Source organism: Legionella nigrisilvae (assembly GCF_977063395.2).
Window position 1 is genome coordinate 479,671 of the sequence record NZ_CDRUGZ020000021.1, and the last position, 17,791, is coordinate 497,461.

Below are 17,791 nucleotides of genomic sequence, written 5' to 3' on the forward strand. Positions count from 1 at the left end.
TTATGGCCAGCAATGAAGAACAAGTACAAAAAGTAAAAAAAACACTCAATACTTCGCACAATGAAAAGACGAAACCTATAAATAATTCACCATTATGTAAAAATCAAACCCTGATACCCATCTTAGCTTTTATAGTTGCATTAGGCTCGCTAGGAGTTGCTGCTTATACTCTTTTTGAGAACAACCAGTTGGAAACGCAACTAAGTAAAACGCAAAATAATTTCTCCACACAGCTCCAACAATTAGAGCAAAGCCAAGTCCAAGCCCAGGAATTAACGAATACAAGAGAAAATAAGACTGAAGAAATACAAACACAGTGGCAAGCCAAATTTGAAAATTTAAGCAAACAAATACAAAATGCACTGCAACAAAAATTTTATCAAAATCAGGATTGGCTTCTCCTTAAGGCACGTTATTATCTTGAATTAGCACAAATTAATTCCCATTGGAGCAACGAAATTGATGCAACTGTTGCATTGTTGGAGCAATCCGATCAGCTCTTAAAACAACTCAACGACCCCAAAATTTTGAATATAAGACAAGCGATAGCAAAAGAAATAGCACAAATTCAAGCCCTTCCCACAGTTGATATTGCTGGACTGCTTAGTCAACTGGATGCAGCACAAAACAGCATCGATGATCTGAGTATTCCGTTACCGATGAAGGGAAATACTCATTCATCAGAAAATAGCCCACCTACAGCAAATGATTCGTCTACCTGGAAAGGGCGATTACAAGGGAGTTTGAATGCATTGGAAAAGCTTGTGGTAATTCGACGACATGAGCAAGGGATTGAACCTTTGATTTCTCCTTTATTTGAAGCATTACTTAAAGAAAAGCTCCGCCTTAATCTTCAAGAAGCGCAATGGGCTGTTCTTAATAATGAGCCGTCGGTTTACCAACTGGTTCTGAAACAAGCGATTAGTAGTCTTAAAATGAATTTTAATGAAAAGACGCCTAACACTGCTGCTTTAATCAAAAAACTAACGGAGTTACAACAAAAGAATGTAACTCAAAAAAGACCAGCCATGGGATCTGCACTCCCGATGCTCAATGAATTGCTTCAATCAAAAAAAACTCCGGAAACTCAATCTTTAAATGACGGACAAGGAGGAAATCAATAATGATGCGTATTCTCTTTGCTTTCTTGATTTTACTAGGTTCCGTGGCTTTAGGAATTCAACTCAATAAAGACCCAGGCTATGTATTAATTGCGATCAACCAATGGACCATTGAAACTACAGTCTGGGTAGCTGTTTTTGGCATCATTCTTTTATTCCTTGTTATGTATCTTATTTTGCGCCTATGTCAGAAAATTTCACACACGCCAAGTACATTAGCTCAATGGCATTCAAAAAGACTGACTCAAAAAGCACAAGCAATTACCCGAAAAGGATTAATTGAGTACAGTGAAGGATATTGGTTAAAAGCCAAAAATCATTTGATTCAAGCATTACCGAATACGGATACACCTTTACTTAATTATTTAACTGCTGCACGGGCCGCCCAAAAAATGGGGGACAATCAATTACGCGATGATTATCTACGTGAGGCGCAACATTCCATGCCTGAGGCTAAAATTGCCGTGGAGTTAACTCAAGCCGAATTACAACTTGCAAATCATCAATGGGAGCAAGCGCTTGCAACACTAAAGCACTTACATGATATAGCTCCACGTCATCCTTATGTTTTAAAGCTTATAATGCAACTTTATCAAGAGGTAAAAGACTGGCCACAACTCATTCAAATTTTGCCGGACTTAAAAAAATATCAGGTTATTAATCCGCAAGAATTTGAATTATTACAGCGTAATGCTTATTTGCAACGTCTTATTGATCTTGTAAAACAAAATCAATCTGAGGCGGTGAAGGCTTTCTTCCATTCATTACCCAAAGCTTTAGCGAACGAACCGAATATTATCGCAGAATATGTCCGTTTCTTATTAAAAAAAGCAGATTACACTAATGCAAATGACCTATTACGTCGTGCACTGCGCAAAGACCTTAATCCGCAATTGATTGGACTCTATAGTCTCTTACCAATCGATGAAAAACAATTGGCTTTTGCTGAAGGATTACTGAAAAAAAATGCCCATTCAGCGGCCCTTTATTTATGTTTAGGTCAAATATGCATGAAACGAAAATTGTGGGGAAAAGCCAAATATTATCTTGAACGATCTAACGAAATAGAACCTACTGCTTTAGCCTATGAAACTCAAGGACAGTTGCATGAAAAACTGGGCGAAGAAACACTTGCTTGTAGGAGTTATAAACAGGGTTTAACGTTAGTAACAACAAAAATTTAACCTATATTTGAGACTAGTTAGGCCATCATCAAGAAAAGAAGGTGGGTTAAACCTTCTTCCTCTTGATGACAAACTTCGGAACTCAAAGAGCGTTATTCAATTAGATAAGGGTAGAATTCACTTCTACACCACCTATACCCATATCGGTAAATGTCCCTTGTAAAGATAGAGTAACATTTGTTTGGCTAGACACTATTGCAGTTGAACCATCTACGGTTGCAATCGAGCTATCCGCTGTCGCAATTGAACTTACTGCTGTCGCAGTGGTGCTGTCTACTGCTGTCGCAGTGCTGCTGTCTATTGCTGTCGCAGTGCTGCTGTCTATTGCTGTCGCAGTGCTGCCATCTACTGCTGTCGCAGTTGAGCCATCTATTGCTGTCCCAGTTGAGCTTGTTACACTTAAAATACTATATGTACTTACATCTAAAATACTATCTTGTTGAGTTAAGTCAATTATTGGAACAGCCCCAGCATCATCTATCGCTGTTGCAGTGGAGATATCTACCGCTGTCGCAGTGGAACCATCCGTGGTCAGAGTGTAACTATCTACCGCTGTCGCAATTGAACCATCGGTAGTGGTAGCAGTTGCACCTGTCGCTGTTGTTGCAGTGGAACCATCTGCAATTGTTGCAGTTGCATCTGTCATTGTTGCAATTGAACCATCTGCAATTGTCGCAGTTGCATCTGTCGTTGTTGCAGTTGAACCATCTGCAATTGTCGCAGTGGCAACTGTCGTCGTGGTTGCAGTTGAGCCATCTGTTGTCGTGGTTACACCTGTCGTCGTTGTGACAATGGAACCATCTGTTGTCGTGGTTGCACCCGTCGTCGTTGTGACAGTGGAACCATCTGTTGTAGTGGTTGCACCCGTCGTCGTTGTTGCAGTGGAACCATCTGTTGTCGTTGTTGCACCCGTCGTCGTTGTTGCAGTGGAACCATCTGTTGTCGTGGTTGCACCCGTCGTCGTTGTGACAGTGGAACCATCTGTTGTAGTGGTTGCACCCGTCGTCGTTGTTGCAGTGGAACCATCTGTTGTCGTGGTTGCACCCGTCGTCGTTGTTGCAGTGGAACCATCTGTTGTCGTGGTTGCACCATCATTTCCTGAAGATAGAGTTCCTGAATCGATAGGAGTAACGGTAACTAATTGAGTTGCTGTGGCAGTAGCAACTGAATTTTCTACGCTGGAATAAGCCGTTACAGTTAATGCAAGGCTGGTTGTATCCGTTAAATCTCCACTTACCATAATAGAAAGATCTTGCAATTGGCTGGCAGTAAGTGTGTAAGTACCATCCGCATTAGCCGTCACCGCAGTTCCTCCAGAGCTTAGAGTTGCTCCAGAAGGTACATTACCAATGGTTACGGACAACGAATCTGTGGTATTTCCTGCGGGAAGTAAGGCAGTTATATCAAGAGGTATGGCGACACCTGCACTTCCAGTAGCCGTCTGGGTTTCTAAAATAGGAGTATCGGCAACGGGATTAACGGTTACGACTTGCGTGGCTGTCGCAGTGGCTACTGAGGTCCCGACCGTAGAGGTGGCAGTTATTGCTAAGGCCAAATCGGTGGTGGTGGCCAATTGTCCATTTACCGTAATGGCAAGAGCCTGCAATTGGCTGGCAGTAAGTGTGTAAGTACCATCCGCATTAGCTGTTAGGGCCGTTCCTCCAGAGCTTAGTGTCGCTCCTGAAGGTACATTACCAATGGTTACGGACAATGCATCGGTGGTATTTCCTGCGGGAAGTAAGGCAGTTATATCAAGAGGTATGGCGGAGCCTTCATTCCCAGTAGCCGTCTGGGTTTCTAAAATAGGAGTATCGGCAACGGGATTAACGGTTACGACTTGCGTGGCTGTCGCAGTGGCTACTGAGCTCCCGACCGTAGAAGTGGCAGTTATTGCTAAGGCCAGATCGGTGGTGGTGGCCAATTGTTCATTTACCGTAATAGCAAGATCCTGCAATTGGCTGGCAGTAAGTGTGTAAGTACCATCCGCATTAGCCGTTAGGGCGGTTCCTCCAGAGCTTAGTGTCGCTCCTGAAGGTACGTTACCAATGGTTACGGACAATGCATCGGTGGTATTTCCTGCGGGAAGTAAGGCAGTTATATCAAGAGGTATGGCGGAGCCTTCATTCCCAGTAGCCGTCTGGGTTTCTAAAATAGGGGTATCGGCAACGGGATTAACGGTTACGACTTGCGTTGTCGTTGCAATTGCGACTGAAGCTCCAACAGTAGATTTAGCGGTTATTGCTAAAGTAAGATTGGTAGTCCTAGCCAATTGCTCATTTAGAGTAAGGGCAAGATTCTGCAATTGGCTTGCATTTACCGTATAAGTACCATCAGTATTAGCAACCAAAGTAGTCCCTCCAGAACTTAGAGTCGCTCCAGAAGGAACATTGGCAATCTTTACTGACAGCACATCTGTAGTGTTTCCTGCGGGAAGTAAGGCGCCTATATCAAGGGGTATGGCAGTACCTTCATTACCGGAGACCGGATGCGTTTCTAAGATAGGCGTATCGGCAACAGGTTTAACGGTTACAACTTGCGTTGCCGTCGCAGTAGCGACTGAAGTCCCGACAGTTGCTTTAGCGGTTATTGCTAAAGCAAGATTGGTGGTGCTGGATAATTGACCATTTAAGGTAAGGGCAAGATTCTTCAATTGGCTCGCATTCACAGTATAAGAACCATCCGTATTAGCGACCAAAGCAGTTCCTCCTGAACTTAGAGTCGCTCCAGAAGGAACATTGCCAATCTTTACTGACAGCACATCTGTAGTGTTTCCTGCGGGAAGCAATGCGCTTATATCAAGGGGTATGGCAGTGCCCTCATTTCCTGAAACCGAATGTGTAGCTAAGATAGGAGTATCGGCAACGGGATTGACGGTTACAACTTGCGTTGCTGTCGCCGTGGCTACTGAAGTTCCTACTGTTGATTTGGCAGTTATTGCTAAGGCAAGTTTGGCAGTGGTGGCTAATTGCCCATTTAAGGTAAGGGAAAGATTCTTCAGTTGGCTCGCACTGAGCGTATAAGTACCATCCGTATTAGCGACTAAAGCAATCCCTCCTGAACTTAGAGTAGCTCCAGAAGGTACATTGCCAATTTTTACTGACAGCACATCCGTGGTGTTTCCCACTGGAAGTTTGGCGCTTATATTAAGAGGTATGGCGGAACCTTCATTCCCAGTTACCGCCTGGGTACTTAAGATAGGGGCATCAGCAACAGGATTAACTCCAACCTTTATTGATTGGTGAATACTTGCGGATAAACCCTTGGGAGACGTAGATGTCGCAATTACATTAAGAGTCACAGAGCCAGACACTTGATTTAATCCAGATTTAAAAGTTAAACCATTAATTTGTGCTGCAGTAAGCGTCCAACTACCATCCTGGTTGTGTGTCCCGGCAGATAAAGAAGCACCCGCTGGAACCCCAGTGATTTTATAGGATAATACGTCACCCGTATAACGTGTTGTAGCGCTTATATTTAATGGTATCGGTGTATTTTCGTTTCCTCCAGGACTTGTTACATGTAATGAGGTAGGAGGAACTGGAACCGCAATAACTGGGACGTTGTAAGTATGAGTAGGTAATGCACTAACCTGTAAAGTACCGGCTTTAATTGCCTGTAATTGAGCTATATCCGCTACGGCCACAGTAATCGGTAATGTACTGGGAGTTGAATCATTAAGTACTACTCCAGCAGCTAATTTTAGTGTTTCAGGTCCATTTACCCCATTAAACCAGGTTGAGCCCTTAATTACTTGGGTACTTTCATTGGCTACGACATACTTAAGGGAACCATTGGCATTATTGTTCATAATTAACCAATAGTGTTGATCTTTAGCATCAATATCTGTTGCAGATAAAGTGCCTAGAGTCGCACCAGGAGCGCTTTCGCGAACTGAAGTTGGAGTAAATGAAACTTTAGGTGCTCCAAGATCTTGAGCCACGATTTTTATTTGCTCAAAACCTTTAACACTTAAAGGAATGGATGAAAATTTGAAAAAGCTGTTTGCTTCTGATCCTGAAGCTACAGCCGCTTTAAAACCTAGAATATTATTTTTAAAATTCGCAGAAGTAAGTTGTCCATAGCTTACTTTCAGTTCTAAAACATCAATACCTTTACCTCCGTTATATATAGAGGATCCTCCGTGGGCAATGGCATTTAGATTAGCCTCATAAGTCATCTTATCGGCACCGTTCCCTCCTCTTATAACAGAAGAACCAACACCCGCATCCACACTATTTTTATTATTCCCCAAGTTGATAACTGTATTCCCTGTAGTTACGGAGTGTACGGAGTTAATGCCTTGGCCTAAGGTTACTGAAAAATTTGCGGCACTTAGTTGTACCATGCTATTCACTACATGGGCATATCCAAGATTCAAAGTGTTATTTCCGTTACCTGCTGTAATAACATCCTTGCCCGAAGAAGATAAAGCATTTATTAGATTATTACCATTTCCCATAAATAAGGTTTCATTGATGCCAGAAAGTGTGACCGAATTGTTGCCATTTCCTACAATTAGAAGATTGTTATTACCTAAAACTGAGAGAGTATCTTTGCCATTACCTACTGTAAGAATGTTATTATTTCCCATTAAGGAAACATTATTATTCCCATTTCCTATAAAACCTACCCCATTATTGGTATTGAGGGTTAAATTTAAATTCCCATTACCGTAAGAAGTTATTTTCTGCGCTAAAATTGATTCTTGATTACTATTGCGGATCGTCTTTAGTAGTAGAGCTAATGCTTCATTACTAGGGGAAGTAATAGTGGAAGCAGCCATGAGAACACCTAAACCATGCGGGCAAGGTTCTGAATTCCTCCATGACTTTAGTACCTGCGCGTTATTAAAACACCTGAACAAATCGATACTTTCAAGTAGCGGGAGTTTCACTTAACATATATGAGATAAGTATAGTAACTGGTTAAATTTTATTCAAATCCATGGATGCAAAAAAATCCTTTTTACGAGTTAAAATTACAAGGTAGTAATCTTTATCTTTCCATGAACGATTCCTCTTTGGCCTTAAATATGGGTTTAAGAATATAATCCAAAACGCTTTTTTTCCCCGTTTTAATAAAAACATTGGCGGTCATACCCGGAATTATCGGTAATTTATGTTTATCGTTTCCTAAATAATTTTTATCGGTTTGTACACGTATCATATAGTAGGTTATTGGTGTTGCCGCAGAGAATTTAGTGCTTGGTTCTTCAATTGCATCCGCGCTGATATAAGTAACAACTCCATTTAAACTGCCATAGACCGTATAATCATAGGCTGTGATCTTAACTGATACCTTTTGTCCCGTATGAATAAAAGCGATATCTTTCGGTGTTACTTTTGCTTCAACAAGTAACTTATCTGACAAAGGAACAATTTCCAAAATATCTTCACCTGGACTAACAACTCCTCCCTCCGTCTTAATATTGATTTTTTTAACTACACCATAAACGAGGGATCTTAGTTGAGTACGCACCATTTTATCTTTTAAAGAAGCTAATGAATCAGTCAAACTCATTAACTCTGCTTTTTGCTGGTTAAGTTCAGTCCATGCAGTATTTTGATATTGGTTTTTTTTCTCTAATATTTTTTGTTGAATTTCTGCAATAATTTCTTGAGTGCGAATGTATTCCGCTTTAGATGCATACCCTTTGAGTGTTAATTTCTCATACATTTTAGTGCGCTCTTTCGCCAGATCTAAATATTGTTTTAAATTCTCTAATTCTGAATGAAGTGAATCGAGTTGGGTTTTAAATAAATAATTTTCTCTATCTACGAGATCAGGAGCATTTTCTTTCAACTCAGCAGAAAACTGAACACTTGGTTTACCATAAGCTTGTGCCGTTAGCCTGGCGACTGTGGCCGAAAGAGCAAGATATCGATGATAACCATTTTTATAATCTGCCTTGTACCGAGTATCATCCAGAGTTACTAGAATTTGGTTAGGACGAACTATTTCCCCTTCTTGAACCAAAATCTTATTAATAATTCCACCATCCAAGCTTTGGATAATTTTAACTTCTGATGAAGGAACAACTTTTCCCTCACCAATAACAACATCGTCTATCATTCCAAAATAAGACCAAATTATTCCCAAGATAATAAGCATTAAGACAATAAAAAGAATACTGTTCGCAACCATTGTTGTTTTCGATAACAACGCTGCTTTAGAGTCAGCAATAAAATCTTCATCTTCTGAAAAAAATTTTTTCTCTTTCCTCTTTTTCTTCAAAGACATGTTTATTTACCTTCCTGATTGGGTATTGAAGATGAAAACGGTTGGGTTTGTTTTTGTTTCTCCAGTGCCTGTGCCTTTTGTAGAACTTCAATCACCTCATTTTTAGGCCCATCTAAAATAATATGGCCATTATCCATCATGATAAGACGGTCAACTAAAGGAAATAATGATACTTTATGGGTTACTAAGATAATGGTTTTACTTTCTTTAAGAGTTAATAAGCGCTGAATCGTTTCTTGTTCTGTGGCCATATCCATGGCACTGGTTGGCTCATCAAATAACCAGATGGGGGGATTAGATAGTAGTCCACGCGCCAGGGCAATAGATTGACGCTGTCCTCCAGATAAGCCTTCCCCTCTCTCGCCTACCATCATATCAAATCCTTCTGGATGATGATTTACGAATCGGTCTACACCACCAAGATAACCTGCATTGATAATTGCTGCATCATCAGCCCAGGGCATTCCCATAGAAATATTGTCTCGGACTGTTCCATAGAATAGCATGCTATCTTGGGGGACAAAGCCCATGTTCTTTCTTAAATCAACAGGATCTAGTTGTTCAATGTTAATCCCATCTATATAAATATTTCCCTCTTTCGGTTGATATAAACCAAGAATTAACCGTTGAATAGTACTTTTACCCGAACCAATACGGCCAATTATGGCTACCCGTTCCCCCGCCTTTATTTTAAAAGAAACATGATCAAGGGCTAGGAGCTGTTGACCTGGATATTGAAAACTAACTTTATCGAATTCTATGGTTCCTTCTATTTTAGGCAGGTGTAAAAAACGTTTATTTTCTGGACGCTCCACAGGCAATGACATTAAGTGATTCAGATTTTCCAATGATAACCTGGCTTGCTGCAACCGGGTTAAAATTCCCGCCAATGAAGAAAGAGGAGCTAAAATTCTTCCCGCCAAAATATTTGTGGCGATTAAGCCACCTAATGTCATGCTTCCTTCCTCAATCATATAGACACCCAAGGCAATCATACCTACCGTAATAAACCCTTGACCATAATTGGTTATAGTGATTATCAAATTTGAGAAATAGCGCATTTTTAGTGAATCTCGGGCGGTAGTACCCACATATTGTTCCCATTTTTTTTGCATTTGTCCTTCAGCATTTAACGATTTAACTGTTTCAATAGCCGTTACTGTTTCCACTAATAATGCATGTTTTTGCATGGCTCCTTGCAAGGATTTTAATACGGCTTCACGCATAGGTTTCTCAATAATATATGCAGCGAGTAAGATAAGCGGCACTATAATAAGGGGAATCAGTACAAGCCAGCTGCCTAAATACGCGATAAGTACAAAAAACAAAAGCACAAAGGGTAAATCAATAATTGTAGTTAGTGTTGCGGAAGTAAAAAAATCGCGAAGCACTTCAAACTCTCGCAGATTATTTACAAAAGCACCGACCGAGTTGGGTTTGTTCATTAAGCGAATGCTTATTGCTTGTTGGAATAAAGTGCTTGCCATCACCACATCGGCTTTTTTTCCACTCACGTCAATTAAATAACCACGTAATAGTCTTAATATAAAATCAAAAAAATTAATCATCAAAACCCCAACAACAAGTACCCATAAAGTGACATAGGCATTGTTAGGAATGACTCGGTTATATACATTCATTATAAATAAGGGCATAACCAGATTGAAAATATTGACTATGAATGCCGCAACAACAACTTGCATGTAAATATAGCGATAACGGGATAAGGTACTCCAGAACCAGGAAAGCTTATCTATATTTTCTGTTGGTGCTGCTTCAGCTCGAGTTTCATATTTAAAAACGGGAGCAATAAAGATAGCTTGTCCAATATAACTTTCCTCCAAATCATCGAATGATTTTTGTTGAACCCCTCCTCCATGATCCGACAAAATGAGTTCGACTGTTTCAGAATCAATAATATTTTTTAAGATGCATGCCTGATCATTTTTTAAAAGCAACACAACCGGTAAAACTAATTTTGAAATATGCTGAAGGGATCGTTTCACTATGCGTGCTGAAAATCCAACTCGTTCCGCTGCACGTACAAATAAGGAGGGGGTAAATTTATTATTTTCCAGCGGTAATCCAGCACGAAGTACATCTGCAGACAACGGGCGATGATTTAGCATAGTTAAAATTACTAAACAATCTAATAATGGATCAGAGAATGTTTCGTTATTCTCATAAGACTTATCCATTCTCTTTTTTTCCTACTTAAGAGATGTCATATGTCTTATAGTTTAGCAGGTTAACGCAATAATAGGGGTTGTTGATCAATTGATGGGATTGAGGTTGTATCAAGTATTGGAGATTGGGAGGCAAATTTAACTCAGTAACATCCCAATCAGCGCGCAAATCGATTTTTTACTATAGAAACTTAGGTTGATGGCATGCATCATTACAATCTGTTTGGGTCTTTTCCACCTGAATAGTAACATGCTGAATATTAAATTCTTGACGTAACTGCTCAACCCACTCTGCTCTTAATGCATCTGAAAGTTCATTATCAGGCATATACAAATGAACTGACAGGGCATTTTCTTGAGTACTCATTGCCCAAATATGTAAATCATGAAATCCTTTCACGCCTTGTTTGCTCAATAAAAAATCGCTTACAGCAGTCCAAGAGATATTATCTGGAACACCATCAATAATTAATCTGAAACTACCTGCAAATAAAGCCCATGTACCTTTGAGTATGACTAATGCTATGAGTAAACCAACCACTGGATCTATCCATTGCCACCCCGTCCAATACAGCAAGGCTGCTGACAAAACAACACCTACGGAAACTAAGGCATCATAGAATAAATGTAAATAAGCGGCTCTAATATTCAAATCGTCGGAGCCACGTGCAAACAATAAGGCGGTAGCAGAATTAATGACAATACCTATCCCTGCGACAATCATAACAGAGAAAGCTTGAACCTCAGACGGTGAAAACAACTTATAGACCGCATCCGTGGCGATAATACCGCATGTAAAAACGAGCAAGATTCCATTTGCCAATGCGGAGAGTATGGAAATTTTTTTTAAGCCGTAGGTTGCTTTCATTGTAGGTGCGCGTTTCATAAGTACGGTAGCAATCCATGCTAAAACCAAACCTAAAACGTCGCCTAAGTTGTGAAACGCATCAGCCAATAAACTGGTCGAATTTGATAAATAAGCAAAAATAATTTGAATCAGTACAAAGATGCCATTAGCAACTATGGAAATAATAAAGGCTTTATCATAAGCCATGGGAGCATTCTTTGCTCCGTGATGGTGTTGGTGATGTGAACCACCATGAGAATGCGTGCTCATAATGTTCCTTCGTTTTTTTGATCTTCTTTTTTTTCTTCAGCATAATAGTTAATGCCAATTTTTATTCGATTACGTTCTTTTTGCTTACGCCATGCATTCGTATCACGTAAAGAATATACACATCCACAATATTCTTGTTTATAAAACTCTTCACGCTTGGCAATTTCATACATGCGTTCTGAACCTCCATTTTTTCGCCAATTATAAGTCCAATATTCTAGGTTAGGGTATTTGCTTGCCGCACGAATTCCGCAATCATTAATTTGATTCATATCCTTCCAGCGTGATATTCCCAAAGAACTGCTAATTACCGGAAACCCATGCTCGTGAGCATATAATGCCGTACGCTCAAAACGCATATCAAAGCACATAGTACATCGTTTACCCCGCTCAGGTTCCCATTCTAGACCCTTCGCACGAGCAAACCAGTTATCCTTATCATAATCAGCATCAATAAATGGGATATTGTGCTTTTCTGCAAAACTAATATTTTCGTTTTTTCTAATTTCATATTCTTGAATAGGGTGAATATTCGGATTATAAAAAAAGATAGTAAAATTAATTTCCGAACTAATAAGCGCTTCCATGACCTCACCTGAACAAGGTGCACAACATGAGTGCAACAATAACTTGTCTGCATCATTAGGTAATTCCAGTCGCTCTCTTTGTATCATTTCTTTACATCCAACATGTTTATAAAATGGTGACGATAATATACTAACTCCGCAATAGAGTCTTTAATATCGTCTAGGGCAAGGTGTTTTGATTCTTTAACTACTCCATTTAATAATTCAGGTCGCCAACGAATAGCTAATTCTTTTAGTGTACTCACATCCAAGTTTCGATAATGAAAAAATGCAGCAAGATCTGGCATGTATTTGTAAAGAAACCGCCTATCCTGACACACACTATTGCCACACATTGGTGATTTACCTTTATCTAGATACTGCTTTAAAAACTCGATGGTTAACTGCTCTGCTTGTGCTTCGCTAATTTGACTTTGTAAAACGCGATCAACTAAACCGGATTGTCCATGCTGCCGAGTATTCCAGGAATCCATGCCATCGAGCAGCATTTTAGCTTGAGAAATTGCAAAAACTGGACCTTCAGCAATAATATTTAAATGGGGGTCGGTCACCACAGTAGCAATTTCAATAATCCTATCTTTTTCAGGCTCAAGTCCTGTCATTTCCAAATCTATCCAAATTAAATTTTGATTATTTTTCATTTGTTTTCCAGGAGTTTAATATCAATTCTACACAAGCCACTCGTCTTTGATGTAGGGTGTGTTTAATTGCTTCACCCTTATACCCTTCAGCAATGATCGCTTGGCTATTCACTTTAGCACATTCAGAAAGCAAATAGCTCCATAATTTACTTTGGCGATATTCAATAGACCGACCACAACCTGATGCATCCGCTTCACAGGCAATTAGCATATTATAGAAGAGTTGGGGACGACGAAATGCATCGCTCTGCTCCAAAATTTTTACTATCGTGCTCGCTTTCAATTCAAATAAGCGGTGGATGTTTAAATGAACGCGTGAAACCAAAATAGCCAGGGAACGATAGTCATTAGGAATTCGTAATCGAGAGCATAGAGTTTCTACAATGCTAACTCCCCGCTCTTCATGGCCATGATGACTTGGCCAATTGTCCATAGGCGATAACGCTTTACCCAAATCATGCACTAATGCGGCAAATCGAATCACAGGATCTTCAGTTAAAGTTACTGCCGCTTGCAAGACCAATAAGGTGTGAACCCCACTATCTATTTCATGATGATAACGATATGGATTAGGGATGCCAAACAACCGATCAATTTCAGGTAAAATTACCCGCAATGCATCACAGGATCGTAAAGTAATTAAAAATTGTTCTGGGTTTTTTTCTCCTAAGCTTCTTTGCCATTCCTGCCAAACACGTTCAGGGACCAAATGAGCTAATTCACCTCGTTGAACCATGGTATACATCAATGAACGGGTTTCCTCGGCCAATTTAAAACCTAAATGATGAAAACGTGCTGCAAAACGGGCAACACGCAATACCCGTACTGGATCTTCAGCGAAGGCGGGAGATACATGACGGAGTATTTTTGCCTCTAAATCCTTCAACCCATGGTAGGGATCAATAAGCTGTCCTTGTTCATTTCGTGCCATTGCATTAATTGTTAAATCACGGCGTGCTAAATCTTCTTCTAAGGATACTGTTTTACTAAAATTACAAGAAAAACCATAATATCCAGGCGCAGATTTTCGTTCTGTTCGCGCCAAAGCATATTCTTCACGGGTTTCAGGATGCAAAAAAACAGGAAAATCTCGACCAACTTGTCTGAATCCTTTTTCCAATAACTCATGTGGCTCAGAGCCAACAACAACCCAATCACGTTCTTTTATTGGCAGATTTAATAATTCATCCCGTATAGCCCCACCCACTAAGTAGACTTTCATTAAATTTAATTTACCTTCATACTGTATGATTATTTAGCCTTAATTTTCGTTCGAGCTAAGAATATTTTTAATAATTATATTATAGATTAGGACCATGAGTAAAAGACGTATTAGTAAACAACAAACTGCCCGTATTGAAAAAATTCAACAAAATTATCATGAGCACAAAAAAAATCATGACGATCTGGCTGATGGCTTAGTTATTACTCGCTTTAGCAAACATGTTGAACTAGAAGATGCAAAGGGCAATCACATACGTTGTTCAATTAGGCCAAATCTAGAGACTTTGGTTGCGGGAGATAAGGTCATATGGCAATCAGAAGGAATTAACCAAGGAGTAGTAGTTAGCCTTTATCCTCGAAGTACTGTCTTGGCAAAACCAACCAGCTCGGGACTTGCAAAGCCCGTTGCTGCCAATATTACCCAACTCATTATTGTCATAGCACCCAAACCAGAAATATCATGGGCGTTACTTGATAGCTATTTAGTTATGGCAGAAACACTTGGCTTAAAGGCAGTAATTCTATTAAATAAAACTGATTTACCCTGTGAACTTCTAAAAGAACAATTATTCATAGATTATGGACCACTAAATTATCCTATTGTGCTAACAAATAAAAACTCTACTGAGGGTTTGGAACAACTCAAACACATATTAAATCATCAAATCAGCGTGTTCGTGGGCCAATCCGGAGTAGGTAAGTCCTCAATTATTTCAAGTATTTTGCCTCATGAACCTAACATTTCTATAAATGAAATTTCTGAACTATCCGAATTAGGAAGACATACAACCAGCAACTCACGATACTACCACTTGCTTAGCGGCGGTGCTTTAATTGACTCACCGGGAGTGAGAGAGTTTAGTTTATGGCATATAGATGCCGCTGAGATCGCACGTTGTTATCCCGAGTTTAGACCCTATTTGTCACAATGCAAATTTCGAAATTGTACCCATAAAGATACGCCCTATTGCGCTATAATTAAGGCGAAGAAAGAGGGTTTAATTTCAGAAAAACGTTATGAAAATTTCATCAAGCTTTGTGGTCAATACACCTAAAACTTACTGAGCTATTAAACATTCCAACAAAAAAAGCCTTCGGTTAGGATAAAAGAACCATTTTGTCCTTACTCTTTTGGATGCTTTTACGACGTATAGGTTTGCATAACCCCTTGTTTTTCTATATGCAATTAATTGACTTTATCTAAGCCACTGTTCGGTACTCAAATGTCATGTATCTAAACAGGGTTGTGCAACAGACAATTAATAAATTAGTTATATTGACCAATATAATCGAGAGGTCGACTACAATTCTTAGCGCTTTCTTTTTGTGCTATGCTTAAAATCGGTTGGCTTATATTAAATAAATAATTACTTATTATATCCATTTTCCTCGGATCAAGAGTAAGCTGGTACAATTGATTTTTATAATCAATTATCAGTGATTGAACATCTTTTACTTCAGAGAACTTAAAAAATTCCATCTTATCCGCTTTTTGAAATATAGGAAAAAAGGATATTGAGGAACTTTCTATACCTTGAGATAACCGGGATATTTGATTATTGATATGCTTACTGCAGTTAATAAGAAATCGAGATTTTGCTATGTCCAGATCACATAATTTAATTAATCTCAATAAATGAGTACGGTGATGTTCGCTCAGCCCATTGAGAAACTCAGCGAATAAGACATTAACCCGGAATTGCTTCATGAGCTCATTTTCATCTTGCGCATAAGTTTGGATTATGTCATCTAAAAATTGATTAGTCCGCGTCTTTACGGATTCATTATTTGTTTTAAAAATCAATAATGCATTAAACAACCGTTCTGGTTCAAACCAATAAACTCCAAGTTCATTTAACTTACATTTTTGCACAAGCTCTAACCATCTAATCGATTGTGTATGGCGTGTAAAGCAGGAAAACCAGCCAGTATCTTTTTTTGTAGGACTAATAATATCACGGATGATCTCTTCATATGCTGCTTCTAAAGCTTTAGGTTTATTTGCTGCAACAAATGGCAACAACACCCCAAGAATTGCATAAGCCTGGGGAAATACCACATTTTCTCTATCCCATAAACTCGATGTTTGACGCGGGCAGAGGATAGAAAGTTCAAATTGAGTGGTAAACAACGAAACAATAAGTTTGCAACAATTTATAAAAGCATCTTTTTTATCAAAGAGGACTTGGTATTCTTCGATCTCCTCAGATAATTCTTGGTAAACGGGTTCTAATTCTTTACTTGTGGCTTTTAAATCAGGACTATATTTAAATAACCATTTACTTAATGTCTTTATTTCATAATCCAGATCAGAAAAATTCTTTGCAGTATGAAGTGCGATAAATAGATCCAATAAGTACTCTTCATTCTCTTTGTATTTAATTTTTGACCCATACAAGAAGTTCACATCCACGAGCTCATGTTCATATAAACGATGGAAAAAATTCTTGATCTCTTTTTTGAATTCTGTAAATTCCCCTTTATGCGCTTGAAAAAAATAGTATCGCTCAACTAATTCCATTAAGTGAGGTAAAAAGGCTATGGGCATACGACCATGAGCTCTTAAATTAACAAAAACCTTTTTACGCATTAGATCCCAAAAGTTTTTGAAAATTTCCGCATCAACGCTTACTTCCCTTTCCGTTTGCTTACATAATTTTAGACGCGCTAATTCATCTATTGTAACAACGCTTAATCTTTTATCTGATCTGTATGTCGATAATTCAAATTTCCATTTTTCTAAGTGCTTGCAAAAGCTTAGCTTCCTATATAAAGTATTATCGCCATAACCGAGATAAAAATTAAAGAGATTTACCGTTTCATTAAGCGACGAAAAATCATTTAAATCCTTTTCGTTGGTCAAAGTCGGTATCAATATTTTTAAATAATTAGTTTGTAACACTTGGCCCAGTTCTCGAGCTAAATCAATCCAATGTAGATTAATCGCCGAAGGATTAAGCATATAATCATCATCATCAATAATTGCTTCCCATCGAGTTTTATAACAGGCGAGAAGAAAAAGGAAATCATCCTGATTTAAAGTATCAGTTGGCTTGCATTTAGAAAAATGATCTACAAGGCATTCGCATAGCTTCTGATCACTTGGAGTGAGCGTGCTTTCCTTTTCTAGAGTTTCAATAAAATCCAAAATTCGTTGGACTAACATAAACTACGACCTATCCTTAAATAAATTAACTTAAACTAAAGCTAAATAAAAATCAATTATAAACCCCATGAGGACGCGCGTAAGTGAAGGAAATTAAATAAAAAATTCAGACATGAACTAAGTTCAAGTCATTCGTTGAGAAATGAACTTAGAGCTTCCAAGCACTATTCATGGATTTTATGGCAGATTTCATTGTAGAAAAAAAAAGCGGCTTAAAGCCGCTTTCAAGAATAAAACCCTGGCGATGACCTACTTTCACATGAGGAAACCTCACACTATCATTGGCGCGGTCTCGTTTCACTTCTGAGTTCGAGATGGGATCAGG

The 17,791-nt window shown here is 38.9% G+C and carries 11 protein-coding genes and 1 rRNA gene; 3 read left to right on the top strand and 9 right to left on the bottom strand.

Annotation, left to right across the window (positions count from 1 at the left end; translation table 11 throughout):
• The first annotated feature begins 2 nt into the window (after positions 1-2).
• Together ACWTE2_RS13125 and ACWTE2_RS13130 are read left to right on the top strand one after the other, a co-directional pair.
• A complete protein-coding gene (locus tag ACWTE2_RS13125) occupies positions 3-1,124 on the top strand; it encodes a uroporphyrinogen-III C-methyltransferase (RefSeq protein WP_454785683.1) in 1,122 nt (373 codons plus the stop codon).
• On the top strand, positions 1,124-2,305 hold the full coding sequence (locus ACWTE2_RS13130) for a heme biosynthesis HemY N-terminal domain-containing protein (protein ID WP_454785684.1): 1,182 nt from the start codon (positions 1,124-1,126) through the stop codon (positions 2,303-2,305). The genes ACWTE2_RS13125 and ACWTE2_RS13130 overlap by 1 nt, the downstream gene beginning before the upstream one ends.
• A 100-nt stretch (positions 2,306-2,405) precedes the next feature.
• On the opposite strand, the gene ACWTE2_RS13135 is transcribed toward ACWTE2_RS13130, so the two are convergent.
• The 7 genes from ACWTE2_RS13135 to ACWTE2_RS13165 form a co-directional block, all read right to left on the bottom strand.
• Positions 2,406-7,088, bottom strand: a complete 4,683-nt coding sequence (locus ACWTE2_RS13135) for a beta strand repeat-containing protein (protein WP_454785685.1) — start codon at positions 7,086-7,088, stop codon at positions 2,406-2,408.
• A gap of 212 nt (positions 7,089-7,300) precedes the next feature.
• Complete coding sequence (locus ACWTE2_RS13140; protein WP_454785686.1) at positions 7,301-8,545, bottom strand: HlyD family type I secretion periplasmic adaptor subunit; 1,245 nt, start codon at positions 8,543-8,545, stop codon at positions 7,301-7,303.
• 2 nt (positions 8,546-8,547) lie between these two features.
• Complete coding sequence (locus ACWTE2_RS13145) at positions 8,548-10,743, bottom strand: type I secretion system permease/ATPase (protein WP_454785687.1); 2,196 nt, start codon at positions 10,741-10,743, stop codon at positions 8,548-8,550.
• Positions 10,744-10,912: 169 nt separating this feature from the next.
• Entirely contained in the window at positions 10,913-11,848 is a 936-nt protein-coding gene (locus ACWTE2_RS13150; protein ID WP_454785688.1) for a cation diffusion facilitator family transporter, read from the bottom strand.
• On the bottom strand, positions 11,845-12,522 hold the full coding sequence (locus ACWTE2_RS13155) for an epoxyqueuosine reductase QueH (protein ID WP_454785689.1): 678 nt from the start codon (positions 12,520-12,522) through the stop codon (positions 11,845-11,847). The genes ACWTE2_RS13150 and ACWTE2_RS13155 overlap by 4 nt, the downstream gene beginning before the upstream one ends.
• Positions 12,519-13,076: an oligoribonuclease gene (gene orn / locus ACWTE2_RS13160; protein WP_182392365.1), complete on the bottom strand. Its 558-nt coding sequence runs from the start codon at positions 13,074-13,076 to the stop codon at positions 12,519-12,521. Before orn ends, ACWTE2_RS13155 begins: the two co-directional genes overlap by 4 nt.
• The gene (locus ACWTE2_RS13165) at positions 13,066-14,298 is read right to left on the bottom strand and encodes a multifunctional CCA addition/repair protein (RefSeq protein ID WP_454785690.1); all 1,233 of its coding nucleotides are present in this window, start codon (positions 14,296-14,298) and stop codon (positions 13,066-13,068) included. Before ACWTE2_RS13165 ends, orn begins: the two co-directional genes overlap by 11 nt.
• A 94-nt stretch (positions 14,299-14,392) precedes the next feature.
• On the opposite strand from ACWTE2_RS13165, the gene rsgA reads away from it, so the two are divergent.
• On the top strand, positions 14,393-15,355 hold the full coding sequence (rsgA, locus tag ACWTE2_RS13170) for a small ribosomal subunit biogenesis GTPase RsgA (protein WP_454785691.1): 963 nt from the start codon (positions 14,393-14,395) through the stop codon (positions 15,353-15,355).
• A gap of 212 nt (positions 15,356-15,567) precedes the next feature.
• On the opposite strand, the gene ACWTE2_RS13175 is transcribed toward rsgA, so the two are convergent.
• Both ACWTE2_RS13175 and rrf read right to left on the bottom strand, forming a co-directional pair.
• Positions 15,568-17,466: a hypothetical protein gene (locus ACWTE2_RS13175; protein ID WP_454785692.1), complete on the bottom strand. Its 1,899-nt coding sequence runs from the start codon at positions 17,464-17,466 to the stop codon at positions 15,568-15,570.
• Between the two features lie 236 nt (positions 17,467-17,702).
• Positions 17,703-17,791: ribosomal RNA gene (rrf, locus tag ACWTE2_RS13180) — 5S ribosomal RNA — on the bottom strand; the annotation flags it as partial.

Coding starts and splice junctions, on each gene's coding strand:
- ACWTE2_RS13125 (WP_454785683.1), top strand. CDS start 3: ATGGCCAGCAATGAAGAACAAGTACAAAAAGTAAAAAAAACACTCAAT.
- ACWTE2_RS13130 (WP_454785684.1), top strand. CDS start 1,124: ATGATGCGTATTCTCTTTGCTTTCTTGATTTTACTAGGTTCCGTGGCT.
- ACWTE2_RS13135 (WP_454785685.1), bottom strand. CDS start 7,088: ATGGCTGCTTCCACTATTACTTCCCCTAGTAATGAAGCATTAGCTCTA.
- ACWTE2_RS13140 (WP_454785686.1), bottom strand. CDS start 8,545: ATGTCTTTGAAGAAAAAGAGGAAAGAGAAAAAATTTTTTTCAGAAGAT.
- ACWTE2_RS13145 (WP_454785687.1), bottom strand. CDS start 10,743: ATGGATAAGTCTTATGAGAATAACGAAACATTCTCTGATCCATTATTA.
- ACWTE2_RS13150 (WP_454785688.1), bottom strand. CDS start 11,848: ATGAGCACGCATTCTCATGGTGGTTCACATCACCAACACCATCACGGA.
- ACWTE2_RS13155 (WP_454785689.1), bottom strand. CDS start 12,522: ATGATACAAAGAGAGCGACTGGAATTACCTAATGATGCAGACAAGTTA.
- orn (WP_182392365.1), bottom strand. CDS start 13,076: ATGAAAAATAATCAAAATTTAATTTGGATAGATTTGGAAATGACAGGA.
- ACWTE2_RS13165 (WP_454785690.1), bottom strand. CDS start 14,298: ATGAAAGTCTACTTAGTGGGTGGGGCTATACGGGATGAATTATTAAAT.
- rsgA (WP_454785691.1), top strand. CDS start 14,393: ATGAGTAAAAGACGTATTAGTAAACAACAAACTGCCCGTATTGAAAAA.
- ACWTE2_RS13175 (WP_454785692.1), bottom strand. CDS start 17,466: ATGTTAGTCCAACGAATTTTGGATTTTATTGAAACTCTAGAAAAGGAA.